This is a genomic window from Acidiphilium sp. JA12-A1 (genome assembly GCF_000724705.2).
GTDB lineage: Bacteria > Pseudomonadota > Alphaproteobacteria > Acetobacterales > Acetobacteraceae > Acidiphilium > Acidiphilium multivorum.
Genome location: NZ_JFHO01000034.1, coordinates 13545 through 40028, shown reverse-complemented (window position 1 = coordinate 40028; position 26484 = coordinate 13545). Strand labels below are relative to the sequence as shown.

At 65.9% G+C, this 26484-nt stretch carries 22 protein-coding genes; 5 read left to right on the top strand and 17 right to left on the bottom strand.

The annotated features are described in order from the left end of the window. Positions 1–212: 212 nt before the first annotated feature. From RT91_RS06870 to RT91_RS06840, 7 genes are all read right to left on the bottom strand, one after another. Entirely contained in the window at positions 213–2216 is a 2004-nt protein-coding gene (locus tag RT91_RS06870) for a glycosyltransferase family 2 protein (RefSeq protein WP_035186391.1), read from the bottom strand. A 167-nt stretch (positions 2217–2383) separates the two neighbouring features. Then, the gene (locus RT91_RS06865; protein ID WP_035186381.1) at positions 2384–4918 is read right to left on the bottom strand and encodes a glycosyltransferase 61 family protein; all 2535 of its coding nucleotides are present in this window, start codon (positions 4916–4918) and stop codon (positions 2384–2386) included. Between the two features lie 83 nt (positions 4919–5001). Then, the gene (gene thiE, locus RT91_RS06860; protein ID WP_013639429.1) at positions 5002–5622 is read right to left on the bottom strand and encodes a thiamine phosphate synthase; all 621 of its coding nucleotides are present in this window, start codon (positions 5620–5622) and stop codon (positions 5002–5004) included. Continuing rightward, positions 5619–6533 (bottom strand): class I fructose-bisphosphate aldolase, encoded by a 915-nt coding sequence (locus RT91_RS06855; protein ID WP_035186379.1) that lies wholly within the window; start codon positions 6531–6533, stop codon positions 5619–5621. Before RT91_RS06855 ends, thiE begins: the two co-directional genes overlap by 4 nt. Positions 6534–6585: 52 nt before the next feature. Then, entirely contained in the window at positions 6586–6996 is a 411-nt protein-coding gene (locus tag RT91_RS06850) for a hypothetical protein (RefSeq protein WP_035186377.1), read from the bottom strand. After that, on the bottom strand, positions 6977–9406 hold the full coding sequence (locus RT91_RS06845; RefSeq protein WP_011941487.1) for a DNA translocase FtsK: 2430 nt from the start codon (positions 9404–9406) through the stop codon (positions 6977–6979). The genes RT91_RS06850 and RT91_RS06845 overlap by 20 nt, the downstream gene beginning before the upstream one ends. Positions 9407–9529: 123 nt before the next feature. After that, the gene (locus tag RT91_RS06840) at positions 9530–10804 is read right to left on the bottom strand and encodes an ammonium transporter (RefSeq protein WP_240314223.1); all 1275 of its coding nucleotides are present in this window, start codon (positions 10802–10804) and stop codon (positions 9530–9532) included. 294 nt (positions 10805–11098) lie between these two features. On the opposite strand from RT91_RS06840, the gene RT91_RS06835 reads away from it, so the two are divergent. Beyond that, on the top strand, positions 11099–12289 hold the full coding sequence (locus tag RT91_RS06835) for a UbiH/UbiF/VisC/COQ6 family ubiquinone biosynthesis hydroxylase (protein WP_035186373.1): 1191 nt from the start codon (positions 11099–11101) through the stop codon (positions 12287–12289). Here the strand turns inward: RT91_RS06835 and RT91_RS06830 are convergent. Both RT91_RS06830 and def read right to left on the bottom strand, forming a co-directional pair. Beyond that, a complete protein-coding gene (locus tag RT91_RS06830; RefSeq protein ID WP_035186372.1) occupies positions 12258–12914 on the bottom strand; it encodes a COQ9 family protein in 657 nt (218 codons plus the stop codon). The genes RT91_RS06835 and RT91_RS06830 overlap by 32 nt on opposite strands. After that, the gene (def, locus tag RT91_RS06825; RefSeq protein WP_013639424.1) at positions 12914–13468 is read right to left on the bottom strand and encodes a peptide deformylase; all 555 of its coding nucleotides are present in this window, start codon (positions 13466–13468) and stop codon (positions 12914–12916) included. The genes RT91_RS06830 and def overlap by 1 nt, the downstream gene beginning before the upstream one ends. A 218-nt stretch (positions 13469–13686) precedes the next feature. Here def and rpsU point away from each other — a divergent pair, with 218 nt between their 5' ends. Beyond that, complete coding sequence (gene rpsU, locus RT91_RS06820; RefSeq protein ID WP_007421557.1) at positions 13687–13890, top strand: 30S ribosomal protein S21; 204 nt, start codon at positions 13687–13689, stop codon at positions 13888–13890. 62 nt (positions 13891–13952) lie between these two features. Here rpsU and RT91_RS06815 read toward each other — a convergent pair whose 3' ends face one another. Beyond that, positions 13953–14327 carry a DoxX family protein gene (locus RT91_RS06815; RefSeq protein ID WP_013639423.1) on the bottom strand — a complete coding sequence of 125 codons (375 nt, stop codon included), beginning with the start codon at positions 14325–14327 and terminating at the stop codon, positions 13953–13955. Between the two features lie 121 nt (positions 14328–14448). Here RT91_RS06815 and RT91_RS06810 point away from each other — a divergent pair, with 121 nt between their 5' ends. Further along, the gene (locus tag RT91_RS06810; protein WP_007421555.1) at positions 14449–15090 is read left to right on the top strand and encodes a 2OG-Fe(II) oxygenase; all 642 of its coding nucleotides are present in this window, start codon (positions 14449–14451) and stop codon (positions 15088–15090) included. A gap of 31 nt (positions 15091–15121) precedes the next feature. Then, positions 15122–16336, top strand: coding sequence for an MFS transporter (locus tag RT91_RS06805; protein ID WP_035186370.1), 1215 nt, complete (start codon positions 15122–15124; stop codon positions 16334–16336). A 130-nt stretch (positions 16337–16466) separates the two neighbouring features. On the opposite strand, the gene pnp is transcribed toward RT91_RS06805, so the two are convergent. Continuing rightward, complete coding sequence (pnp, locus tag RT91_RS06800) at positions 16467–18617, bottom strand: polyribonucleotide nucleotidyltransferase (RefSeq protein ID WP_007421553.1); 2151 nt, start codon at positions 18615–18617, stop codon at positions 16467–16469. A 293-nt stretch (positions 18618–18910) separates the two neighbouring features. Here pnp and RT91_RS06795 point away from each other — a divergent pair, with 293 nt between their 5' ends. Further along, positions 18911–19672: an enoyl-CoA hydratase/isomerase family protein gene (locus RT91_RS06795; protein WP_035186390.1), complete on the top strand. Its 762-nt coding sequence runs from the start codon at positions 18911–18913 to the stop codon at positions 19670–19672. A 3-nt stretch (positions 19673–19675) separates the two neighbouring features. Here the strand turns inward: RT91_RS06795 and RT91_RS06790 are convergent, their stop codons facing one another. The 6 genes from RT91_RS06790 to RT91_RS21395 form a co-directional block, all read right to left on the bottom strand. Beyond that, positions 19676–20554 carry an NAD(P)-dependent oxidoreductase gene (locus RT91_RS06790; protein ID WP_007421551.1) on the bottom strand — a complete coding sequence of 293 codons (879 nt, stop codon included), beginning with the start codon at positions 20552–20554 and terminating at the stop codon, positions 19676–19678. A gap of 122 nt (positions 20555–20676) precedes the next feature. After that, the gene (gene ftsH / locus RT91_RS06785; RefSeq protein WP_007421550.1) at positions 20677–22602 is read right to left on the bottom strand and encodes an ATP-dependent zinc metalloprotease FtsH; all 1926 of its coding nucleotides are present in this window, start codon (positions 22600–22602) and stop codon (positions 20677–20679) included. A gap of 189 nt (positions 22603–22791) precedes the next feature. Continuing rightward, positions 22792–24105: a tRNA lysidine(34) synthetase TilS gene (tilS, locus tag RT91_RS06780; RefSeq protein WP_240314222.1), complete on the bottom strand. Its 1314-nt coding sequence runs from the start codon at positions 24103–24105 to the stop codon at positions 22792–22794. Beyond that, positions 24006–24911, bottom strand: a complete 906-nt coding sequence (locus RT91_RS06775; RefSeq protein ID WP_013639418.1) for a tetratricopeptide repeat protein — start codon at positions 24909–24911, stop codon at positions 24006–24008. Before RT91_RS06775 ends, tilS begins: the two co-directional genes overlap by 100 nt. A 180-nt stretch (positions 24912–25091) precedes the next feature. Continuing rightward, positions 25092–25595, bottom strand: coding sequence for an OmpA family protein (locus RT91_RS06770; protein ID WP_007422749.1), 504 nt, complete (start codon positions 25593–25595; stop codon positions 25092–25094). A gap of 688 nt (positions 25596–26283) precedes the next feature. Then, entirely contained in the window at positions 26284–26469 is a 186-nt protein-coding gene (locus RT91_RS21395) for a hypothetical protein (protein WP_152982803.1), read from the bottom strand. Positions 26470–26484 lie beyond the last annotated feature (15 nt).

Below are 26484 nucleotides of genomic sequence, written 5' to 3'. Positions count from 1 at the left end.
AGAGTGGACCCGCGATTTGTCAGCACGATGCCCCCCAGCGGGCAGGACTGCGGCATGGAGACGAACGGTTTTTCGTTCAACCTGCTGAAAATACGCCTTTCTCTGAACGAATGCCCTGATATGGCCACAAACGCCCCCGCTTGACCTGCCTTTCAGGACGGTCGCCCGGTTGCGGAGGGCACCTCGGCGCCGGCGCTCATTCCGTCCCTATTTCAGCCATGCCGATCCTCACTCATGAATTTGCGGACTGCCCACATATTCCGCTCGACACGCGCCGCCGAATTTTCATCGTACTGGTCGGGGTTCTTGCTGAAGGTGATGTAGCCATAAACCTGCCGGTTATCGAAATACTGCGGTATCGACGCCTTGCGCGCGGAATCTGACAGGATGACATATTCATGCCGTCCGCTGCCGTCGTCGTAGTTCAGGTGCTCGATGACATCCGCTCGAACGGCATAGGTGCAATGAACCAGGGGGACTTCGATCAGCCCCTGGATGCGGCGCGACATGATCAATTCATATTGCGCGCAGTCCCGGAAATAGCCGTTGTCATCAATCTCCGCGTGGAGGTTCGAATAATAGCTCGATGGCTCGGCATCCCGCAGCAACGGAGCGACGATCGGCAACCCCGTGGCGACAAGTTCGCGCAGCGTGCAGCGCCTGATGAAATTGTCGATGTCGGCGACGAAATACCAGTCGCAGCCATGTTCACGCGTTTTCCTGAGGCTCTCGTTCCGGATGCGGCCGAGAACGCGGAATCGGATCGCGTTCCATTCGTGCGCGCCGAACTGTTCGACCCTTTCGTCGACATCCGATGGATCGAACTCGACGGCGGCATATGAATGGCCGACCCGGGCAATCCACTCGCGCAGGATCTCCTCGGTCCGGTCGGTATTGTTGTTCGTGCGAATATACAGAACAATCGACGACTTCGGGTAATCGAGCGCTTCTATGCAGTCGAGATAGAGCGGGAGGAATTCCTCCTTTTGCTTGGCAAGGATGGCAATCAGCACGCGCGGCGCGGCTGTCGTCCCGCTCCGCAACCGGCGTTCCGGTTTGAGGACGTGTTGGTCAGGGTAGCTTTCCTGCCCGAGGCGCCCATAATCCGGCGCGGATGCGGGCCTGACCTTTTCGAGCAATGCCCTGAAATTGCGCGCCAACCGCGGAAGCTCGTGCGCGGGCACCTTGCCTGACGCAAGAACCTCAAGAGCGGCATTGAAACTTTCGGGATAATGGCCTGCCCAGTATCCGTTCGCCGCGTATTGATCGAGCAGGCCATAATCGTGAATCCACGTCTCCACGAACAAGCCGCCCTCAGGGGCCGGCTTCCCGATCCCATTCTCCGCGATCCGGAACCCCTCCTCGTTACGCCCCTTCGCGAAGCAGTAGCGAGAGGCCGCAAACAACGCCTCGATCCGATGCGGCGCGGCCGCTGCCGCACGGCGATATGCGGCGAGAACCGTCTCCTCGTCGCGCCCGAGCCGTTCCATCATGAGCGCCGCCTGGTAAAGACTCCAGTAGACTTCCTCCTGCCAGAAGCCCATCTCCGCACGCATCAGATAGGCGATCATCGCGCGCTCCTGCTCACCCATGTCCCTGAGGCTCTGCGCGTGATAAAAGACATAGCGGGCCCGAAGCCAGGGATCTTCTTCGACGAAAATCGCGGCCTCGAGAATTGACGCATCGCGCGCATAGGTGGACGGATCGCGCCGCCGGGCGCCGTCGTGATTCCGGCGCATGACGATCGGCAGATGCTCTTCGGAGGCCGGCGCATCGCAGTGCAGAAACTCGTGGAGCACGCCGCGCCAGCGCCAAGGAAGAGCACTCCGCACAATCTGGATGCGCCGATACGCGATGTTCACGTCATGAATATCGAACGTATAGCCATCAGCCGCCAATTCAGGCCGGGCAAAGCCGGGGGGCAATTCGAGCGCGTCGTCGGCATCGATAATCAATACGTAATCGCCGTGAGGCCTCGCGAGTTCGAGCGCCTCGTTGCGATTATGAGCAAAATCGCGCCATGGGCTCTCGCGCAGTTCACCCGGCACAGCATGCTCTTCGAAGAAGCTTCTTATGATATCCTGGGTGCCGTCCGTCGATCCGGTGTCGCAAATAGCCCAATGATCGATCAGTGGCAGGACCGAGGCGAGACAGCGACGAATAACAGGCGCCTCATTCCGCACAATCATGCTGAGACAAATGCGCGGCCGAATCATTGAATGCTCCATGAAAAGAAAACTGAAATATCGTTCATGTTAGCGCAGCGATCAGCCCATGCAAAGAAACAACGAGGGCGCGGGTTGCCCGGTCTTCTTTGTGTGCCTCGACAACTGCTTGGGTGAAATCTTGCGCGCCGACGAACCGTGCTCGCCGTGTTTGAAGTTCATGCCATGCGCGCGAAATCGACTCCCATTCGGATATCGGACGCCTCGAATCTCGTGCTGAATATATTTTCATGAGACGATGTTTCACCAAAGATATAGCCTGTCTGATGGCCGAGATACTCCCCAATGCCGGCCTGCAGGCCAGCAAACCAGTTGCGCCTGTTCTCATGCAGAACGACGGCAAAAACGGGATCCTGACAAAATATCGTCGAATGAAGCGCGGATCCATGCTGGCCCGCGATCACCTTGGCGCCCCGGACAAGTCGAATTTGCTCAGAGATCGACAACTTTTCCGGCCTTACGATATGAAAATTCAAATCATTAAACAACTTAATAATTTTGTCGTGGCCATCTATTTTTCTCCAGGTGAATTCCTGCTCTCTATCGAAATAGAGAAACGTATTGGACACATCATTTTTCGTCTGGATATTTTTGTCAATTCTTTTATTGATGAATTCTGTCGCATTCAAAAACAATGGCGATGTACGGCCGCTCATTCTCAGCAGGGTTGGTACAAACAACGATCTGCACAGGGGCACAATCTCGTTCTGATCATAAATAATCAGATTTTCTTTTTTGATACCGACGAGATTCATAAGATCAATAGCCCAATGACCAACATCCGACGGCATCAAGAATTTTATCTTTGATACGTCTATTCCAATGTAATCCAGAAGGTAAATTTTTGGCAGAAAATCAACAAGCCAGTGACCATATATGTTATGGCCATTGGTCGCGAGAAGAACGCAATCTTCATTTATTTCTAAAAATCTTTTGTTCTCGAATTGAAGTTCATGCAGAGATTTTTCGAGACAGATATCTTGCGGTTGTTCTCCGGCTGGCTGATAGATTTCGTCAATCCGAAATCTGTGACGTTGTGAAACCAGAATAATACCGGCATTGAACCAAGGGCCATGAATTTCAACATCTGAAATCTTGTAAACGGAAATCGGCCATATGGATCTCTCGCGCCTGAAATCATTCATGATGTCCGATGTCACCGGCCCTTTGACAAAGGCCGGTTCAGGCCGCTCGCAAGTATACGCTTTGGCAATTTCGATTGCTTCAATTCCGCTGATTTCGTTCACGGCCCGTTTGATATCAATTGGCTCTATATCGCTTGAAACGCGCCGCGTCGGAAGCCGTTTCTCCGGGCTGTCAATCCTTGGCGGATGCAATGACGGCACAAACCGGACGTGTTCTTCCAGCACTTCTGATATAATTCTGTCGCCGTATTTCTGGAAAAGCGCGTAACGCTCGCGCCAGTGTTGACCGTGATCGTTCAGCCCCCTGGTGCCGACAAAAGCGCGACCGCCATTGATGATTTTTTTTCTGACGTGCGAGAGTGATCTAAGAGAAAAATGATAAATATACCAATCATCACACCCGACCGGTACAACCGAATCGAGTGAATCATTCAATTTTTCAATAAAATGATTTCCATTTTTCAAACTGTAATCAAAGCCGACCCGATACGCGACCTTGGGTACCAGCGGCAAAAGCCGGTACCGCATGACATTGATTTTCTCGAACGGATCATCTTCAGAGCCGAATTCTTCCAGAACTTGCGGCGAAGCCGCATGTATCCAGTGCATCACCATCACACGCGTATCGGGATCGTTGAGCCTCCGCTCCAGGGCCGAGAGCTGTTCGGATGACGGCCTGCTCGTATCGCTCGCGATGAACTCATCGGCATCGATGAAGAACAGCCAATCCAACCTGAGGCCCGCGATTTCAGCATGTCGTTGAAGCGTCTCGGCGTAAACCCTCATCTTGTCGGCCTGGTAATGACCGCGGACCGGATCGTCGACAAGAAGAACGAAGCAATCGTCATGCGAGTCCCGAAACCGCGACACGATCTCGCGTGTATTATCGGTGCTCATATTGTTGAGAACGCAGAAGGCGCGGAAGCCGAGCGCGTAATGATGGCTCAGGTTCTGGCCGATGATATCCTCCTCGTCCTTGACGAGGAGGATCATGCCGGCGCGTTCGAGCGCGGGCACCCGTCCCGGTCGGCGCGGTTGCCAGCCGGGAGAGGCGCGAGTCCTGTCAAAATGATCGAAAGCCGCCCATCCGGCATAATGGCGGGCGATCTCCGCGCGCGATTCGGGCCGCAAACCCTCGTATTCAGCGCGGATATAGTCCCCTCGCTCGCCGACCCTGCCTTCCTGGGCTAGGTTCTCCGCCATCGCGAGAACCGGCCAGTGACTGCCGGGATCGATCGCGCGGGCAGCTTCGATATCCGCCTCGGCTTCGCGGAACGCTCCGTGCCTCCGGAAATGATCCGCACGCTGGAGATGCGCGCGGAAGCGGAAATGCGGATCACCACAGGCGAGAACGTAACCATTGATCGCCAGCCCCCGCGCATCCCGCCCCCGCGCAAACATCCGCTCCGCCAGCATGAGATGGAGTTCGAACTCGCCCGGCCGGCGGAACGCTTCCTGGATCAGGCGGTCAAGAAAAGGTTGCGGGTCGGCGGCGCCGTCAAACTCCGCAAGGAGTTCCCGCCATATCGGGACAATGGGTTCGGACATGAAATACCCGTATGTTCAAATACGTCTCTTTTTGTCCGTTCGGCCTCAAAGCCGCAACCCGTCAGCCCATCGTTCCGGAACCTTTATGCAAGCTCGGCGCGGAACGCCCGCACGCCGGCCGCGGGCCCATCCGGATGCTGCCAGACGGCGCCCACAACGGCGAGGAAATCGGCCCCCGCCTCAACCAGCGGCGCGGCATTTCCGGGGGTAATGCCGCCGATCGCGACGCAGGGCACTTCCATCAGTTCCGACCACCAGCGGAGAATCTCCACATCCGCACGGGCTTTAGGCTCCTTCGTGCCGGTCGGGTAGAAGGCCCCGAAGGCGACGTAGTCGGCCCCCTGCTCGGCGGCCTCCATCGCGAGGTGGCGGCTGTCGTGGCAGGTGATGCCCAGGCTGAGGCCGTCGAGCACGCGCCGCACCCGCGCGAGGCCGCCATGGGCCGCGAGGTCGTCCTGGCCGAGATGCGCGCCGTCGCAGCCGGTTTCGACGGCGAGACGCGGGTCGTCGTTGAGCAGGAAGGCCACCCCGCGCGACTGCGCGACCGGACGCAACGCGTCGATCGCGCGGCGCATCTCGTCCGCTCCCGCCTCCTTGAGGCGGAGCTGGATGCAGGCAACGGGCCCGGCGTCCAGCGCCGCCGCCAGCGCATCGGCGAAATCCGGGCCGAGGCGCGGCGGCGTGATCAGATAAAGCTCGGTCAAGCCTTGCCCTGATAGATACCGACGATCTGCGAGAGCAGCGCCAGCGCCTCGTCCCGCGGACGGGTAAAGGCGTTGCGGCCGATGATCGAGCCGGAGGCGCCGCCCTCGTTGAGGGCGCGAACGGTCTCGATCAGGCTCGCCGAGTCCGTGGCCTCGCCGCCCGAGAACACCACGAGGCGGCGGCCGTTGAAGCAGGACTGGACGACATGCTCAATGCGCTTTGCCAGGGTCGAGACGTCGACCTTCTCATAGGCCTTCCGCGCGGCGTCGAGCCCGATATGCTCGGTCGGCGGCTTGACCTTGATGATGTGCGCACCGAGCAGCGCGGCCATATGTGCGGCATAGGCACAGATGTCGATCGCGGTTTCCGCCTTCTTGTCGAGCATCGGGCCACGCGGATAGGACCACAGCACCACGGCGAGGCCGGCGGCCTTGGCCTCCTCGGCCAGTTCGCGGAACTCCTCCATCATCGCGAACTGGTGCTCGCTGCCCGGATAGATGGTGAACCCGATCGCCGAGCAGCCGAGGCGCAGCGCATCGGACACCGAGCCGGTCACGGCCTGATCCTTCTCGGTCGCCAGCGAGTTGGAGGAGTTCAGCTTGAGAATGGTGGGGATGCTGCCGGCGAAACTGTCGGCGCCCGCCTCGATCATGCCGAGCGGGGCGGCATAGGCGGAAAGCCCGGCATCGAGGGCGAGCTGGAAATGGTATTGCGGGTCATAGGCGGCCGGATTGCTGGCGAAGCTGCGCGCCGGGCCGTGCTCGAAACCCTGATCGACCGGCAGGATGACCATCTTTCCGGTGCCGCCCAGCTTGCCCTGCACCAGGATGCGGGCGAGGTTGGCCTTGGTTCCGGGATTGTCGCTTTCGTACCAGCTTAGGATCTTCCTGACCCGTTGAGTGACGCGCATTGGGATCTCCCTCTGAAAGAATGCAGTCTGAAAGAAGGCAGGCGGGAAGCCGTTAAGCCGGATTGTCCGCGGCGTCCAGCCAGGCGGCGAGCGCGGCCGGGCCAATCCTGTTCCCCAGATCGAGCGCCGGCGGCGGCGCATCAAGCAGGGTTACGCGGTATTCATCCGCGAGAGCCGCGATGCGGGGAAAGGCCGGCGTCGCAGGGTCGAGAACGAGGCCGCGCAGGCCGATTCGCAGCGCCTCGAGCGCGCGGCCGGCGGCGTCGGCGCAATCGAGCAGCGCCGGGCCGGTGAACAGCTCCGAAGCCAGCAGGCTCCGCCACCACAGGCAGCCGGCATAAAGCGCGAAACCGGGCGGCGAGAGCAGCGTGACCGGCCGGCCCGGCGCCAGAGCGCGGGCGACATGCTCGGCATCATGCACGATCAGGGCGGGCGGCAGGCGTTCAGTCGCGGTCGCCGGCAATCAGCACCTCGCGCTTGCCGACATGGTTGGCCGGGCCGACCACGCCCTCCTTCTCCATCTGTTCGATCAGCTTGGCGGCGCGGTTGTAGCCGATCTGCAGATGGCGCTGGATGAACGAGGTACTGGCCTTGCCCTCGCGCGCGACCAGGGCCACGGCCTGCTGGTAAAGACCGCCCTCCCCGCCCTCGGCGGCGGCAAGGCCGGGCATCGCCGGCGCATCGTCCTCAACCGCCTCGGTCACCGCCTCGACGTAGTCGGGCTCGCCCTGCTCGCGCAGATAGGCGACGACATCCTCCACCTCGCGGTCGGAGACGAAGGGGCCGTGCACGCGGGTGATGCGGCCGCCGCCAGCCATGTAGAGCATGTCGCCCATGCCCAGAAGCTGTTCCGCCCCCTGCTCGCCGAGGATGGTGCGGCTGTCGAATTTCGAGATCACCTGGAAGGAGATCCGCGTCGGGAAATTCGCCTTGATCGTGCCGGTGATGACGTCCACCGAGGGGCGCTGCGTCGCCATGATGACATGGATGCCGGCGGCGCGGGCCATCTGTGCCAGGCGCTGCACCGCGGCCTCGATCTCCTTGCCGGCGACCATCATCAGGTCGGCCATCTCGTCGATGACGACGACAATGAGCGGCAACGGTTCGAGGGCCAGCGGCTGGTCCTCGAAAATCGGCCGGCCGGTTTCCGAATCGAAGCCGGTCTGCACCCGGCGGGTGACGACCTCGCCGCGGGCGAGCGCCTCATTCACCCGCTCGTTGTAGCCGGCGATGTTGCGCACCGAGAGGCCGCTCATCGCGCGATAGCGGCGCTCCATCTCGCGGACCACCCATTTGAGCGCGGCAACCGCCTTGGCCGGCTCGGTCACCACCGGCGCGAGCAGATGCGGAATCCCCTCGTAGACCGACAGTTCGAGCATCTTCGGATCGATCAGGATCAGCCGGCATTCCTCCGGCGAGAGCCGGTAGAGCAGGCTCAGGATCATCGCATTGACCCCGACCGACTTGCCCGACCCGGTGGTGCCGGCGATCAGCAGGTGCGGCATCCGCGCGAGATCGGCGATGACAGGCTTGCCGCCGATATCCTTGCCGAGCGCGAGGCCGAGGCGGCCGGTGGTGGCGTTCCAGTCGGCCGATTCGAGAAGCTCGGAGAGGAAGACGGTCTCGCGCCTCGCGTTCGGCACCTCGATGCCGATCACGTTGCGGCCCTGAACGGTGGCGATGCGCACCGCAAGCACGGACAGGCTCCGCGCGATGTCGTCGGCGAGGCCGATGACGCGGGCGGAGCGGATGCCGGGGGCCGGTTCCAGCTCGTAGAGCGTGACGACGGGTCCAGGCCGGATCTCGACGATGCGCCCCTGCACCCCGTAATCACCAAGCACGGTCTCGAGCAGCCGCGCATTCGCCTGCAGCGACTCGGTATTGGGTCCGGTCGCGGCGTGCGGCGGCGCCTGCTTGAGCAGTTCGAGCGGCGGCAGCCGCCAGAGGCTGTCGGGCAGCGGCAGGCGTTCCTGGCGCGGCGGCGCCTTGCGCGTCGGCGCCGTGCGGGTCAGCCGCGGGGCGGACGCCGAAGCGGCGGGCTGCGCGACAAGATCGTCCCGGCGCATCGTCGCCGGCCCGGCCTCATCGGCATATGGGTCCATCGCCTCATCCGGCGCACGGGGAATGGCCAGGGCGGAGCGGTCGTCTGCCGCCGGCGGGTCGCTCATCGGCGGCGAGGCGACAATCTCCCTCAGCCAGACCGACATGTTACCGGCGCCACGGACGGCGCGCTGGCCGTGCTTGGCGGAAGCGGCGGCGGCGGCGGCGGCGCGCCGGCCGGCCAGTCGCCACTCGCCGGATGTCAGGCCGAACGCGAAGGCCGACACCGCGATGCCGATCAAAGCCGAAAGGCCAAGCAGCAGCACGCGCCCGATCACCCCGAGCGCGGAATGCGCGACGACGGCGCCGTAACCGCCGAGCAGCGCGCCGATCGCACCGCCGGGGCCGGCCGCCACCGGCCATGCGGGCGCGAAGGCGGCATTCAGCGCATGAAACACGCCGAACATGCTCGCCAGGCACGGCATGGCGAGCAGGGCGGCCAGCGCGCGCAGCCGCCAGCGCGTGATCTCGCCGCGATTCACCAGCACGAATCCCCAGGCCAGCAGCACCAGCGCCGGCAGCGCGCCGGCCACGCCGAAGCCCTGAAGCAGCAGGTCCGCCAGGATCGCGCCGAACCTTCCCGCGAGATTCTGCGGCGGCAGGCTGGAGGCCGTGTCGAGCGACGGATCGCCGGCATGATACGAGACCAGCGACACCAGCACCGTCAGGCCGGCCAGGACAGCGCAGAGCGCCCCGAGTTCGGCGAGGTGCCGAACGAAGCGCGCCTTCAGGGCCGGCGAGAGGAACTGGCGGGATTCGGTGGTCGCGGACATGCTTCGGTCAGGCTCCGGAAATGCGGCGTGGCGTGAACTATAACCCGAATCACCCTGATCTGACAAAGAAAATGGCCGGAAGCACCGCTCCGGCCATTTCCGCGATCCCGCAGCGCGGCGAAATCAGTAGCCGTGCTGCAGCACCTCGCCGTGCTCGGAAATGTCGAGCCCCTCGCGCTCGGCGTCCGGCGACACGCGCAGACCCATCGTGACGTCGATGATCTTCAGGATCACATAGGAGACGATGCCGCTGTAGAGCAGCGTGACGACGATCCCCTCCGCCTGCAGCACCATCTGGTGCGGATTGCCGGCCAGCAGGCCGTTGGTGCCGCCAATCGACTTCACCGCGAAAACACCGGTGAGCAGCGCGCCGGCAATGCCGCCGAGACCGTGCACGCCCCAGACATCGAGCGCGTCGTCGTATCCGAACATGCGCTTGAACCCTGTCACCCCCCAGAAGCAGACGACGCCGGCGACAAGGCCGATGACCAGCGCCCCGCCGACCGGCACGAAGCCGCAGGCCGGGGTGATGGCGACGAGGCCGGCCACCGCGCCCGAAACGGCGCCGAGCAGGCTCGGCTTGCCCTTGATCATCCACTCCACGAGCGTCCACGAGAGAACCGCCGCGGCGGTCGCGAGATGAGTATTGATCATCGCATAGCCCGCCTGGCCGCCCGAGGTGAGCGCCGAGCCGGCATTGAACCCGAACCAGCCGACCCAGAGCAGCGAGGCGCCGACCAGCGTGTAGCCGAGATCGGCCGGCGCCATGTTGACGCTGCCATATCCCGTCCGCTTGCCGACCATGATGGCCGCAATCAGTCCCGCCGTTGCCGAATTGATGTGCACCACCGTGCCGCCAGCGAAGTCGAGCACTCCCTGGCCGCCGAGGAATCCGCCCGGCCCCCACACCATGTGCGCGATCGGCGCATAGACCGCGATCAGCCATACGCCGAGAAAGACCATGGCCGAGGAGAACTTGAGCCGGTCGGCCGGCCCGCCGAGGATGAGCACCGGCGTGATGATCGCGAAGGTGCCCTGGAACATGCAGAACACCGTCTCCGGAATCGTGCCCGACAGCGTGCCCGTGCCATCCCCCATCAGCATCACCTGCGACAGGCCGCCGATGAACGGATTGCCCTTCGTGAAGGCGAGCGAGTAGCCGATCACCACCCAGAGCACCGAAATCAGCGCGGTGGCGAAGAAGCACTGCATCAGCATCGCCAGGATGTTCTTCCGGCGCAGCAGGCCGCCATAATAAAGGGCAAGGCCGGGCACCGTCATCATCAGCACCAGGACCGAGGACGTCAGCATCCAGGCCGTGTCCCCCGAATCCAGCTTCGGCGCCGTATCCGCGAAGGCCGCGGCGTTCCAGCCCATGATCCCGAGGAAAGTGCCCATGCTCCCTATGAGCAATCGTCTCTTCATTCGCCGATGTCCTTCCTGCTCTGCGATGTGCGTTATAGCGATGCAGGCAGGAATGCACGGACTGTGCCAACACCCGAAAGCGCGAATAATCGGCATGTTTAATCATGACCGGATGGATCAGTTTTCAAATGATGCAATTTTTGCCTAAAATTTCATCGTATTGAGAACCAGCCTCGGTCATGACCCAACACGCCGGCAGGCCAGCGCGGGCATGGCTTGCAGGATTCCCCGCAGATGCGACATTCCGGCCATCACAGGAGGCCGGACATGACGAACGACACAGCGGATGTCGCAATCATCGGGGCGGGGCCGGTCGGGGCGGCGCTTGCCCTGCGCCTCGCTGCCGGCGGGCAGCGGGTCGTGCTCGTCGACCGGGCGGCGCTGCCGCCGATGGAACATCCGGATTTCGATGGCCGCGCCTATGCCATCGCCTACGGCTCCCGCGACCTGCTCGACCGTGCCGGGCTATGGGACCGCTTGCCCTTTCCGCCCTGCCCGATCGAACGCATCCGCGTCTCGGACGGCAAGCCGGGCCGCCCGCCCTCGCCGCTGTTTCTCGATTTCGATCATCGCGATGTCGGCGACGAGCCGTTCGGCTGGATTGTCGAAGCCCGCTCGCTGCGCATGGCGATCAACCGCGCCCTCGCCGACTCGGCGGTGATCCTGCACGCCCCGGCCACCGCGCGCGTCACCCGCGATGCCGATGGCGCCACGGTCGCGATCGCCGACGGGCCGAGCTATCGCGTGAACCTGGTGGTCGCCGCCGACGGTCGGGGCAGCACGCTGCGCGCCGAGGCCGGCATCGCCGTCACCCGCTATCCCTATCGTCAGAGCGCCGTGGTCTGTGCCGTGGAACACGAACGGCCGCACCACAACGTGGCGCTCGAGCACTTCCTGCCGGGCGGGCCCTTCGCGCAACTGCCGATGAGCGATGCCGATGGCGCCCACCTGTCCGCCATCGTCTTCACCGAAAGCCACGCCAATGCCGCGCGCCTCGCGGCAATGGACGATCCGCGATTCACCATCGAGGTCGCGCGGCGGCTCGGCGCGCATCTCGGCCGCATCCGGCTGGTGGGGCGGCGCTGGACCTATCCGCTCTCGGCGCTGCACGCCCACCGCTATCATGTGACCCGGCTGGTTCTCGTCGGCGATTCGGCGCATGGGGTGCACCCGATCGCGGGCCAGGGGCTCAATCTCGGCTTGCAGGACGGCATCGCCCTGGCCGGGCTGATCGAGGGGGCGGCCGACCCCGGCAGCACGGAGTTGCTCGCGCGCTACCAGCGCATCCGCCGGCCGGCCAATGTGACGATGCTGGCCGCGACCGATGCGCTCGACCGGCTGTTTTCCACTGATCTGCCGCCGGTGCGGCTTGCGCGGGATCTCGGGCTCGCCGCAGTGAACCGGATGCCCCGGCTCAAGCGCCGCTTCATGCGGACGGCGATGGGTCTTCGCGCATAGGGCCGCGCCGCAGCCCGGCAAGCCGCGATTCGAGGCGCTTGCGGGTGCGGGTGATCAGCGCGACGCCGGCCAGCCGCCGGTCGAGGAACGCCCTGGTGTCCTCCCCGTTCTCCGAGGCATCGCGCAGCCAGTAGAGCAGCGTCGTCGAATAGACCGCGGCAAGGATCGCCCGCTTCGTATACCAGGAGAAATCGGCGGAGCGGTCGCCCGCCGCATGCCAGATCGCATCCACCGTGCGGCCGGTGATCCGCGCCGCCAGCGCCGCGTTGCGCGGCAGGGCGAGAATGGCGAGGGCGCGGCGGATCGCCTCGCGATGCGGCGCCACGCGATCGAGCCGGAGCAGGATGAGCGCCCGCACCCGCGCCGCAAGCCGGGTTTCGGCAATCGTGCCGGCCGCATCCTCCATGTCCCGGTCGACGAGCGCGGTCCAGGCCTCGATCATCGCCGGCGCGCCGCCCTCGAACAGCAGCTCCGCCTCGTCGGGATCGCGGCCGAGCCGCGCCAGCGCCCGCCGCAGGGCGGTGCGCGTCCAGCCATCGAACGGCACCTCCTCGACCAGGGCGCGCAGAAGCGCATCGTCATCCGCGCGGACCTCGTCCTCGCCGGTCATCGCCGTCTCGTTCATCACAACTCTCCTGCGGCGCGCGCGATCTCGTCGCGGAACCGCGCCACTTCCTCGTTGAATCCCATCAGCCGCGGGTCGCGCAGGCGCTGCGGATAGAGAATGCCGTCCAGATGATCGGCCTCGTGCTGGATCACGCGGGCGTGAAACCCCGCGGCCTCCCGGCTGAACGGCGCGCCGGTCGCGTCCATGGCGCGCAGTGTCAGTCTGGCGGCGCGGGGCACCAGCGCGCTCATGCCGGGAATCGACAGGCACCCTTCCCAGTCCTCGACCGGTTCTCCGGGATGCAGGACGAGTTCCGGATTGATCACCGCCGAAAGACCGCGCGGGCCATCATGCTCGCCGCCGCCGGCGCGGCTCTCCGGCACCCGATAGATGAAGAGCCGCAGCGGCACATGCACCTGTGGCGCCGCAAGGCCGACGCCTCCGGCATCCGCCAGCGTCTCGGCCATGTCGTGCAACAGGCGGGCAATCTCCGGCGCGGCCGGATCCGCGACCGGCTCGGCCTTCGCGAACAGCACGGGATGGCCCAGCCGGGCCAGTTTCAGAAGCGCCATGCCCGACACATGGCGCAATTCCGCCGGATCGCAAAGCGGGATTGCGCTTGCCAGCCCCGACAAGACTGTTGGCAAGCGCGAGGATTTTGCTATAAGGCGAGGGAATGACGGGGCAATCCCGGCATGGGCGACGGCTGCGCCGGAAATGGTGCGGCTTTTTGGCGTTCATCTGCTAGACTAAACGCAAACCGTTCAACCGTTCTGGAGTATCTGGCCAAGTGCAAGTTCTCGTTCGTGACAACAATGTCGATCAGGCGCTGAAGGCGCTCAAGAAGAAGCTTCAGCGTGAAGGCGTGTTCCGCGAGATGAAGTTGCGCCGGCACTATGAAAAGCCCTCCGAGCGCCGTGCCCGCGAGGCGGCCGAAGCCGTTCGCCGCGCCCGCAAGATGGAGCGCAAGCGGATCGAGCGCGAAGGGTTCTGATCGCTCCACGTGAGCGCGACGAGTAGGGGCGCGGCCTTTATGGGCACGCGCCCTTTGTCGTTTCAGCGGCGGTCCAGCGAGAAGCGCCCCGGCCCGGCGGAGGCCAGCAGCAGCAGGCCGCCACAGATCGCCAAATCCAGAAAGAACTGGATTTCCGCCGCCGCCGCGGCCTGGCCCTGCATCAGCCAGAAGCGGTGCGCCAGCCAGTTGGCGGCAATGGTGAACAGAATCAGCACGATCGCGGCCGGACGGGTCCGCAGCCCGAGCATCACGAGGCCGCCGGCCCCGAGTTCGCAGACCACGGCGATCACCGCGCCGAGCGTCGGCGCCGGGGCGTCGAGATGGGTGAGCAGATGCACGATTCCAGGCCAGTGCACGACCTTGCTCCACCCCGCCTGCACGTAGAGTAGCGCCAGCGCCAGCCTGCCGGCGAGCATTCCCAGATCCGATATGCCGCGCTGCATGGTTTTCTTTCGACCCAGACCCTGTAAGTTGTGATTTCTAGATTATCATTGCCGTGGGCACGTCGCCCCGCCGCTTGTTAAACGGAACGCCACCATGACCGCCAGCCCCGTCGTCGATTTCGAAGGCCTTGCCGCGACCGAGACCTCCGCCGACCCTTTCCCGCATCTCGTGATGCGCGGCTTCGTCCGGCCGGAACGCCTGACCAGCGTGGTCGCCGACCTGCCGCCGCTGGGCGCGCGGGGCAGCTTTCCGATCGAATCCGTCAGGCTCGGACCGAACGCTGCGCAGCTGATGGACGAGATGAAGGGCGAGCGGATGCGGCAGATCATCGCCGGCAAATTCGGCCTCGACCTCGACGGCGCGCCGGTGATGCTGACGCTCCGCGGCCGCACCGATGCGCGCGACGGCAAGATCCATTGCGATTCGATCGCCAAGCGGGTGACCATCCTGCTCTATCTCAACCCGGCCAGCGAGGCCTGGGCGCGGCAGGATGGATGCCTGCGGCTGCTGCGCGGGCCGGACGATCTCGAGGATTACGCGGTCGAGGTGCCGCCGGTCGACGGCACGCTGCTCGTCTTCCCGAACGGCCCGACCACCTGGCACGGCCACCGCACCTATGTCGGCAAGCGCTACACGGTGCAGATGAACTACATGACGACCGATGCCAAGGCGCGTTACGAAATGCGCCGGCATCGCGTTTCGGCGCTGGTCAAGCGCCTCCTGCCAGCCGCCTGAAAGGCTGCGGCCCCGCCGCCGCATCGCACCCATGGCCCCAGACACGAAGACAACGACGGCCACCGCCGCCGCCGACAGCCCCTTTCGGAACCTGCTGCTCTTTGCCGGGATCCTGCTCATCGCGGTGAACCTGCGCGCGGCGCTGGCCTCGGTCTCGCCGCTGCTCACCCCGATCGGCACGGCCCTCGGCCTCGGGCCGCTCGGGCTCACCGTGCTCGCCACCATCCCCGTCGTCTGCTTCGCGGCACTCGCGCCGGTCAGCATCATGCTGCAGCGGCGGATCGGGCTGGAGGCGGCGATGATGACGGTGCTGGTGCTGCTCGCCGCCGGCCTGCTGATCCGCGTGCTCGGGGGAGCGGCGGCGCTGTTCGCCGGCACGGTGATGGGCGGGGCGGCGATCGCGATGGGCAACGTGCTGCTGCCGGGGCTGGTCAAGCGCGATTTTCCCACCCGCGTCGGGCTCGTCACCGGCTGCTACACCACGGTGATGACGACGATCGCCTCGGTCGCCGCGGCGGTCAGCGTGCCGGTTGCCGATGCCACTCCCTTCGCCTGGCGCGGCGCGCTGGGGCTGTGGGCGGTGCCGGCGATCGTCGCGGCGGCGGTCTGGGCGCCGCAGCTCGCCCATGGCGCCCACCGGCTGAGCCACACGCCGACGTCGGGCGCGTTCCGCAAGCTGGCGCGCAGCCCGCTGGCCTGGGCGGTGACGATGTTCATGGGCCTGCAGTCGCTCGGCTTCTACTCGATCCTGTCCTGGCTGCCGGCCATCCTGCACGCCCACGGAATCAACCCGACGATGGCCGGGATCATGCTCTCGACGACGACCCTCGTCGCCATTCCGGCGGCGCTGGTCACGCCGAGCCTCGCCACCCGCAGCCGCGACCAGCGGCTGCTGCTTGCGAGTCTGCTCGCCATCGTCAGTGTCGGCTATGTCGGGCTGATGCTGGCGCCGGCCGCCGCCCCCTGGGTGTGGGTGGTGTTCATCGGCATCGGCCAGGGCGCGTGTTTTCCCCTGGCGCTGACGCTGATGGTGCTGCGCACCGGCGGCCCGGCCGAGGCCATGGCGCTGTCGGCGTTCTCGCAGATGGTGGGCTACGCGGTGTCGATCGCGGGGCCGCTCGGGCTTGGGGTGATCCACACGCTCAGCGGCCACTGGTGGCCGTCGGTCGCGTTCCTGGTGATCCTGCAGGCGCCCACGCTCGGCTTCGGCCTCGCGGCCGCGCGGCCGCGCACGATCCGGTTCTGACCTCCCAGATCTGACCCTGCGGCCGAACGGCGAAACGGCCCCCGCGCGATCGCACGGGGGCCGTTCCTGTCCTCGGTCCGCAACGCGCATCCGGCCAGGTGCTGCCACCTGACCGGGGATTGCCCGTGCGTTACTCGGCGGCGTCTTCGCGCCGGCCACCCTTGGCGCCGACCTGGTCGGAGATGTCGGCACCGGTCGCCTGATCGACCACCCGCATCGACAGCTTCACCTTGCCGCGATCGTCGAGCCCGATCATCTTCACCTTCACGGTATCGCCGACCTTCACCACATCGCCGGTGCGGGCGACGCGGCCCTGCGCCAGCTCGCTGATATGGACCAGGCCGTCACGCGCGCCGAAGAAGTTCACGAACGCGCCGAAATCGGCGATCTTGACGACCTTGCCGGTGTAGATCTGGCCGACTTCCGGCTCGGAGGTCAGCGAGCGGATGCGGTCGATCGCCTTTTGCGCCTGCTCGTCCGAGGTGGCCGCGATCTTGATCGTGCCATCGTCCTCGATGTCGATCTTGCAGCCCGAATACTCGACGATCTCGCGGATCACCTTGCCGCCGGTGCCGATCACGTCGCGGATCTTGTCCTTCGGCACGTTGATCACGGTGATGCGCGGCGCGTTGGCGGACACGCCCTCGCGCGCGCCGGTCAGCGCCTTGGACATCTCGCCAAGGATGTGCAGGCGCCCGTCCTTCGCCTGATCCAGCGCGATCTTCATGATCTCGGGCGTGATCGAGGTGATCTTGATGTCCATCTGCAGGCTGGTGACGCCCGCCTCGGTGCCGGCCACCTTGAAGTCCATGTCGCCGAGATGGTCCTCATCGCCCAGGATGTCGGAGAGCACGGCGAAGCCCTTGTCCTCCTTGATCAGGCCCATGGCGATGCCGGCCACAGGGCGCGGCAGCGGCACGCCGGCATCCATCAGCGCGAGCGAGGTGCCGCACACCGTCGCCATCGAGGATGAGCCGTTGCTCTCGGTGATCTCGGAGACGACGCGCAGCGTGTAGGGGAACTTGTCCTTGCCGGGCAGCAGCGGGTGGATGGCGCGCCAGGCGAGCTTGCCGTGGCCCACTTCGCGGCGGCCGGGGCTGCCGACACGGCCGGTCTCGCCCACCGAGAAGGGCGGGAAATTGTAGTGCAGCAGGAAGCGCTCGCGGTATTCGCCCTCGATCGCATCGACGATCTGCTCGTCCTGCGCGGTGCCGAGGGTCGCGACCACGAGGGCCTGGGTCTCGCCACGGGTGAACAGGGCGGAGCCATGGGTGCGCGGCAGCACGCCGACCTCGGCGAGGATCGGGCGGACGGTGCGGGTGTCGCGTCCGTCGATGCGGATGCCGTTGTCGAGGATCGCGTTGCGGACGATGTCCGCCTCGAGCTCCTTGAACATGCCCTTGGCCTTCTCGACCGACCGCTCCTCGGCGGCGAGCGTCTCCAGCACCGCGGCCTTCACCGCGCCGATCTTCTCGTGGCGGGCGGTCTTCTCGCGCTCGGCATAGGCGGCGCGCAGGCCCTCGCGGGCGAGTTCGTCGACGCGGGCGGCCAGCGCCTTCTCCTCGTCGCTCTCCTCGACCAGCGGCCAGGGGTCCTTCGCGGCATGCTCGGCGAGCTCGATGATCGCCTGGATCACCGGCTGGAACGCCGCATGGCCGAAGGTGACGGCGCCGAGCATGGTTTCTTCCGACAGCTCGTGCGCCTCGGACTCGACCATCAGCACGCCCTCTTCCGTGCCGGCGAGCACGAGGTCGAGCCGGCTTTCGGCAATCTGCGCGGAGGTCGGGTTCAGGATGTATTCACCGTCGATATAGCCGATGCGGGCGGCGCCGACCGGGCCGAAGAACGGAATGCCGGAGAGGGTCAGCGCGGCCGAGGCGGCGACGAGCGAGACGATGTCCGGCTCGTTCTCGAGGTCGTGGCTGAGCACGTTGACGATGACCTGCACCTCGTTGCGGAACCCGTGCGGGAAGAGCGGGCGGATCGGCCGGTCGATCAGGCGGGAGGTCAGCGTCTCACGCTCGGTCGGGCGGCCTTCGCGCTTGAAGAAACCGCCGGGAATCCGGCCGGCGGCGTAGAATTTCTCCTGGTAGTTCACGGTGAGCGGGAAGAAATCCTGCCCCGGCTTCACCGAGCGGGCGCCGACCACGGTGGCGAGCACCACGGTGTCGCCATAGGAGGCGACGACGGCGCCATCGGCCTGGCGGGCAACCTTGCCGGTTTCGAGGATGAGCTTGCGCCCGCCCCAGTCGAGTTCCTTGCGGAAATACTTGTCAAACATCATTCGGTCCTTGCAACAACAGGACCGGGACGGCCACATCATCGGCGGCGCGGTGCGGGACGCGGCGTCTCGGGCGGCATGGGTCGGGCTGTGGGCGATGTCTCGTCACAGCCACGGGCCATGTGGCCGGAAACGCCGAAGAGACCCCGGCGTTGCGCGCAACCGAACGATCTGAGCCGTTCCGATCACGACCGGGAGACGATCTCCCGGCTGAAGATGCGCCAGCGGCGCACAGCGGTCTTATAGTCCAAATGCCGCCGCTCCGCTACTGCGGGGGCACGGAGGAGATCTGCATGACCGAAACACCCCCGATTCTCGAACGCCACGGCGCCATCGCCCGGCTGCGGCTGAACCGCCCCGCCCTGCGCAACCGGCTCGGCGCGGACGATCTTGCCGTCCTGCTCGGCCATTGCGCCACGCTCGCGGCAGACGAATCGGTCCGCGTCGTCGTGTTCGAGGCCGCCGGGCCGGTCTTCAGCGCCGGCTTCGATCTCGATGCGCTCTCGCGCGGCGACACCGGCGATGCCGAGGACGGGCCGGGCGGCATCGGCCGCGTGGGCACGGCGCTCGCCGCCCTGCCCCAGCCGGTCATCGCCCGGCTGCACGGCAATCTCTATGGCGGCGCGGTCGATCTCGCCCTCGCCTGCGATTTCCGCATCGGTGTGACCGGCATGGAACTGCTGATGCCGGCGGCGCGGATCGGCCTGCATTATTACCGCTCGGGGCTCGCCCGCGCGGTCGAGCGGATCGGGCCGGACGCGACACGCCTGCTCTTCGTCTCGGCGCAGGCGATCGATGCGGCAACCCTGCTGCGGATCGGCTACCTGACCCAGCTGGCAGCCGCGGACGGGCTGGATGCGGCGGTCGACGCCCTCGCCGCCCGGCTGGAAGCCAATGCGCCCCTCGCCGTGCGCGGCATGAAGGCGGCGATCGCCAGGCTCGCAGCCGGCACGCTGGATGGCGAATCGTTCGCCGCCGGCCTCGACGCCGCGCACCGCGACCCGGCCTTCATCGAGGCCATGGGGGCGCTGCGGGCGAAGAAGCGCGGCGGCTGAGCTTCAGGCGCGGAGGTTGAAGGCCGCCAGCGCCGCGAGGTCGCGGTCGCCCCAGCCTTCGCGCACGGCGTCATGCGCCGCGCGGCGGACCGATTCGACCAGTTTCAGGTTGAAGCCGGCGGCATCGCCCGCCTCGTCCATCAAGCGGAGATCCTTCTCGACCGCCTCGAGCGAGAAGCCGACCGACTCGCTGCGCGTGCCGCCCATCTCGGTGATGATCGCGGCGCTGCGAGTGGCAAAGGCAGGTGCGCCGCCGGAACTCTTGCCGATGATGCCGAGCAGCCGTTCCGGCGAAATCCCGTAATCGCGGGTGATCAACGCGGCCTCGCCCAGCGCCTGGAACGCGGCCAGCAACGGCAGGTTGACCGCGAGCTTCATCGCCGCCGCGGCCTGCGGCGTGTCGAACCGCTCCATCCGGTCGCACAGCTCGTCGAGAACCGGCTTCGCGGCGTCGATCGTCGCGGCATCGCCGCCGGCAAGGCCGAGCAGCTTGCCCGACCGCGCCGGGCCGACCGTGCCGCCCACGGGGCAGGCCACGAAACGCCCGCCATGCGCGGTGACCGCCTCGGCATTGGCCTGCATGTCGGCGGGCTTCAGCGTGCTCATGTCGATCACGAGGGCCTGCTGCAGATTGGCGCTCAGCAGCCCGCCCTCGCCATGATAGGCCGCGCGCGAGGCCGTCTCGTCCAGCAGCATCACGATAACGTAATCGGCCGACATGGCCACCTCCGCCGGCGACGCCTTGGCCGCGAGCCCCTGGATCGCTTCGGCCCGCGCCGCCGTCCGGTTCCAGCCGCAGACCTGATGGCCGCGCTCGATCAACCGCGCCGCCATCGCAGCTCCCATCCGGCCAAGACCGATCACGCCAATCTTCAGACTCATACCCGTGCTCCTGTTCGAAATAGGTTCGGAACCGCATATGGGCGGCTGGGCACCATGAAAAAAGCCGGAGGCGACCGCCTCCGGCTTTTTCCGTCAACCCGCGGCCCTGCCGGCCGGGCCGCTCAGCCCGGCGCCGGCAGCGGCCCGAGCCCGCCGGATTTCGGCACTTCCGGCTTCTGCGCGGTGGGCACGGAGGCGCGGCGGCTGTCCGGGGCCGGCTCGTCCACCACCTGACGGACCACCGGCTCGCCGCGCAGCACGATCTGGATCTCGTCGCCGTTGAGCGTCTCGTATTCCAGCAGCCCCTTGGCCAGGCGGTGCAGGTCGTCGAGACGCTCGGTCAGGATTCGCCGCGCCTCGGAGTAGGCGTGGTCGATGACCAGCTTGATCTCGCGGTCGATCTCCTGCGCGGTCGCCTCCGACACGTTCTTGTGCTGGGTCACCGAATGGCCGAGGAACAGCTCTTGGCCGTTGTCGCCATAGGCGATCATGCCGAGCTTGTCGCTCATGCCCCATTCGGTGATCATCCGGCGGGTAATGTCGGTCGCCTGCTTGATGTCGCCCGACGCGCCGTTGGACACGTTGTCCGGCCCGAAGATGATCTCCTCGGCGGCGCGCCCGCCCATCGCCTTGACCAGTTCGGAGAGCAGCTTGGCCTTGCTCATCGAGTAGCGGTCGCCTTCCGGCAGGCTCATCACCATGCCGAGCGCGCGGCCGCGCGGAATGATCGTCGCCTTGTGCACGGGGTCGCAGTGCTTCTGCGAGATCGAGCAGAGCGCGTGGCCGGCCTCGTGATAGGCCGTCATCTTCTTCTCGTCCTCGCTCATCACCATCGAGCGCCGCTCGGCGCCCATCATGACCTTGTCCTTGGCGTATTCGAACTCGGCCATGGCGACGACGCGCTTGCCCATGCGGGCGGCGAGCAGTGCGGCCTCGTTCACCAGGTTGGCGAGATCGGCGCCGGAGAAGCCGGGCGTGCCGCGGGCGATCACCTTGGGATCGACATCGGCGGCCAGCGGCACCTTGCGCATGTGGACCTTGAGGATGCGCTCACGGCCGTTCACGTCCGGGTTCGGCACCACCACCTGGCGGTCGAACCGGCCCGGGCGCAGCAGCGCCGGGTCGAGCACGTCGGGCCGGTTGGTGGCGGCGATGAGGATGACGCCCTCGTTGCTCTCGAACCCGTCCATCTCGACGAGCATCTGGTTCAGCGTCTGCTCACGCTCGTCGTTGCCGCCGCCAAGCCCGGCGCCGCGATGGCGGCCGACGGCGTCGATCTCGTCGATGAAGATGATGCAGGGGGCGTTCTTCTTGCCCTGCTCGAACATGTCGCGCACGCGGCTCGCGCCGACGCCGACGAACATCTCGACGAAATCGGAGCCCGAGATGGTGAAGAACGGCACGTTGGCCTCGCCGGCGATGGCGCGGGCGAGCAGCGTCTTGCCGGTGCCGGGCGGGCCGACCAGCAGAACCCCTTTCGGAATCTTGCCACCCAATCGCTGGAATTTCTGCGGATCACGCAGGAAGTCGACGATTTCCTGCAACTCGCCCTTGGCTTCCTCGATGCCGGCGACGTCCTCGAACGTCACCCTCCCCTGCTTCTCGGTCAGCAGGCGCGCGCGTGACTTGCCGAAGCCCATGGCGCGGCCGCCGCCCCCCTGCATCTGGCGCATGAAGTAGATCCATACGCCCACCAGCAGGATCATCGGCGCCCACGACACGAGATAGTGCAGCAGCGGGTTCTCCGGCGGGTTCAGCGGCTTGGCGACGACGCTGACCTTCTTCGAGATCAACGTGTTGACCAGGCCCGGATCATCCGGCGCATAGGTTTCGAAAGTGGACCCCGATTTGAGGGCGCCCGTGATGTCATGTCCGCGGATGGTGACGTGATCGACCTTGCCCGCGTTGACCTCCGACACGAATGTCGAATAGGCGACCTGGGTGCCGTGGTTGCTCTCTGCGGTCGTGGGCTGGAACATGTTGAACAGCAGCACGAAGAACAGTGCGATGATCACCCATACCAGCAGATTGCGCCCCAGATTGTTCATCAAGCTTCATCCAGTCCTGTTCGCCCCGGCACGCAAGACCGGGGGGCCGGCGGAAACCGGCCGAAATTTCAGGCCAACCCTTACCACCGTCCATTCTGGCACGGCGGCGGACAGTTCGCCACTCCTAATCGGAAATGGGTATGCCGCCGAATTTTCCTATCCTGCCGGTGAGCGCCACGTGCAGATCTGTCAGCCACAGGGCACCGGCTCGAACGGGGCGGCCGCGGCCGGCCCCTGCGGCGCGAACACGACCGCCGATGCCGGGCCGCCCGCCAGATGCGGCACGGACAGCACGCCATCCCCGCCGAAGAAGGCCGGCAGCGTGCGCCGCAGCGCGGCGGGAAGGCCCGACCGGCGCCCGATTTCCGCGGCCGAATCACCCAGCGCGCCGATCGTGCGCGCGCCCGGCGGCACGTCACGCACCCGAAACCGCCCGTCCCAGACCGCCCCGCGGACGGCGGCGACCGGCGGCGCGCAGGCCGCCGCCTCCCGCACCAGCAGCCAGCCGGGACCATGGCGGCCGGCGGCCATGATCCGCACGCCACCCAGCGTCGCCGGGCGCAATGCCGGCGTGAGGCGTTCCAGCGCGGCCCGGGCCGGCGGATAGGCCGCGCCGCCGAGAACGCGGAACAGCACGGCCAGCGCCTCCACCGGGAGCGACGCCGCGCGGACGATCGCCCAGCCTTCCGGGCGGAGGGAAACGTCCCGGGCGAGGGTTTCCGCCACATCGCGTTCGGCGGCGGCCCGGCGATCCGCATCGAGCGACGGAGGCACCAAGGCCGCTTGCCGCCGCGTGGCCCGGACCCGGACTCGCTCGAAACGCGCATCGGCATTGGACGGATCCTCGACCCAGCCGATGCCCCGTCCACTCAGGAATTCCCGCAGCACGGCGGGGTCCGTCCCGAGCAGCGGGCGCAGGATCACGATGTCGTCGCGCGCGGCAAACCCAGCCATTCCCGCCAACCCGCGCGGGCCGCGCGCCGCCCGCATCGCCCGCAATTCATCCTGATCGCCGGCATGATGGCCGAGCAGGAGATGCACGATCCCCGCGCCGCGCGCCGCCGCCGCAAGGGACGCGTGGCGGGCGTCGCGGGCGCGGGCCTGCAGGGCCGGGCCTGGACCGAGCTGAAGGCGGAGGATCCGGTAGCCGATGCCGAGCGCGGCCAGTCGCCGCCCGGTCAGGGAGGCTTCGTCCGCCGATTCCGGACGCAAGCCATGATCGGCGATGAGCCCGAGACAGTCGCCGCCGCGCTCCCGTGCCCAGGAGGCGGCGAGCAAAGTCAGGGCCATGCTGTCCGCGCCGCCGGACACGCCGACCGCCACGCGCGGCGCCGCGCCGAACGGCCCGAGCGCGGCCATCACGCGGGCGAAATGGCGGCCCAGGCCGTCGGCCTCGGCTGCGGTCAGTGGCAGGCGGCCCTTCGCCGCGCCGCCTCGACCCGGGCCTTGAGCGACGGCGACGGCGACGAGAACTGGCTGGTCAGCGAATCGAGCGTGTCGCACGCTTCCTGATTCTGATGGATCGCGGTGAGCGAATTCGCGAGGCCGAGCAGCGCATCGGGCGCGTGCGGCCCGGCCCGATCGGCATTATAGGCATCGTCGAAGGCGATCGCGGCCTCCTGATGCCGCCCCTGATGGAACAGCGACTGCGCGAGAATGAGCGAGGCCTCGCCATGGCCGGCCTGCTTGCCCTGTTTGGCGATCACGGCATGGGCATCGGCTTCCGCCGCCCTGTAGTCGTGATGGGACAGGGCCGCCCTCGCCGCTCCGAGCGAGGCCTCGGCGCGCGCGGGCGCGGCCGTCTCCGGCGTCGGTCGGGCCGGCTCCCGCGGCAACGTGCCAAGGGTGTGCGGCTCTTGCGCCGATGACGGCGCGGCCGGGGGCGCGCCCTCCGCGGCATTCGCCGGCGTCTGGAAGCCCGGCTTGCCGCCCTGCTCGAGCTGGAACTTCAGGTTGCCGATTTCCTGCTTGATCTCGTCATGCTGGGTGGCGACCTCGTGCTCCAGCGTGTCGACCCGGCCGCGCAGGTCCTGAACCTCGCCGTTCAGCGTATGGACGCGATCGAGAAGCGAGGCCACGAGATCGCTCGATGGCGCCTGGCCCGAACGCTCCGGCGCGGAGGGCGCGGGCGCGCCGAGCACCGAGCTGCCATTCCCGCCCCCCGTCTGCATGGTCCGGATCTGGTGCTTCAGTTCCAGGATCTGGTTTTCGAGGGCGATCCCCTCGCGACTCGTGATCATCTGGGCCCGGGCCGCGGCGGGGAGAAGGATCGCCACGGCGACACCGGCGGCGTACAGGGTCTTCAGCATGGGACGGCGCATCGGTTTCCTCGTTCTGCGGGCGCGCCGGAATGCGCCCCGCGCGTATGTAGTGCAACCGGCGGCGGCATTGAAGCACCGGGGCCACGGAAAGCAAATCGGCGGCCCGGATGAGCCGGGCCGCCGATCGATTCCGTCACGCCGTCCGGAGCTTGTGCCCCGGCGGAATGGTCAGTGGCAGTGCTGCGGGTTGAAACCCTGCACCGAGGTGATGGCCACGCGGTCCTGCGCGTAGTCCTGCTCGGTGTTGCCCGGCGAAACCAGGCACGACTTGCCGTAGGAAACGGTCTGGATGCGCGACGCGGCGACGCCCTTGGCGACCAGGTAATCACGCGCGGCATGGGCGCGGCGCGCGCCGAGCGCGAGGTTGTAGGCCTCGGTGCCGCGCGGGTCGGCATTGCCGGCGATCAGCACGTCGACATTCGGGTATTTCGCGAGCCAGCTCGCCTGGCGGTCGAGCGTCGCCTTGTCGGCGCCGGTCAGGTTGGACTTGTTGAAGCCGAAGAAGGCGCGGTCGCCCACGTCGGCCACAAGCTGCTGCTCGCTGCCCGGAGCCGGCCCGGACTGCGCGGCGGTCGCGCCGGAACCAGTCGCCATGGCAGTGGTCTTGGGGGCGTTGGAGCACGCCGCAAGCAGGGCAACAGCCGCGAGTGCGCCCAGAGCTTTGATATTCATGTGTACCGTCCCGATGTTGGGTGCCTGTGATTTGACGCACCGGCGTCATGCCGATACGTGGAAACTGGTAGCCGAGACGCTGGTTCGCCGGCCGACAGCGCAACCTGATCCGCTGCCGGACCAAGCCCCGTCAACCGGTTGAACCAACCGGCGCAAACGTCCGGACCGATATTTCGGCCTGACCATTTCGCGTAACAATCATCTATTCACATTGCGAAGACCGTTCAAGCGGGCTTTCGGGGCAAAGCCGATCATCCGCCCGTGATTGGATGTCATTTCCCGGCAACGCGACTTTTTTGACACAGCCTGTCAGCAAAACTGCATCTTTGATGACAGAAGGACATGAAATATTCCGCCCTGAAAACTTATTATTAACTTTTGAACACTAAACGGAAAGAGAGGCCGTTGGTCTCCGTTTCCTCCCTGAAAGCTGGCGAAATCTGCCGGCTCGAACTTCGAGCGTGACCGCGTTCTAACCGGTCACGCTCGTTTTTTAAATAAAATTCTGCCTCATATTTTGATATAATTTAGAGAAAATAAAACTGCCTGTCGCCGAGTTTTCTACCTTTGATATATAGATTGATCGCAATTAACGTTCTATCCACCTCCTTAACAACAAATTACCGCGGACTCCGTCCCGAACCGGATGTTTTTCGATACGCGCAGGGGTTGCAACCTCTGGCACACATCAGGGAATATCCCTGGTCCGATCGGTGACCGCGACTTCCGCTGCTTGCAAAACAGGTTTCAATGCTTTCAGTTCTTTTTTAATCGCGATTTTATCAGTTGCTGAAAACCTCCGGGCCTCGTCCGGAGGTTTTTTCTTGCCGCCCGCGCCATGCGCCGCGTTTGCTTGACATTTCGCCCGCTTCACGCTCCCTGCGCGGCC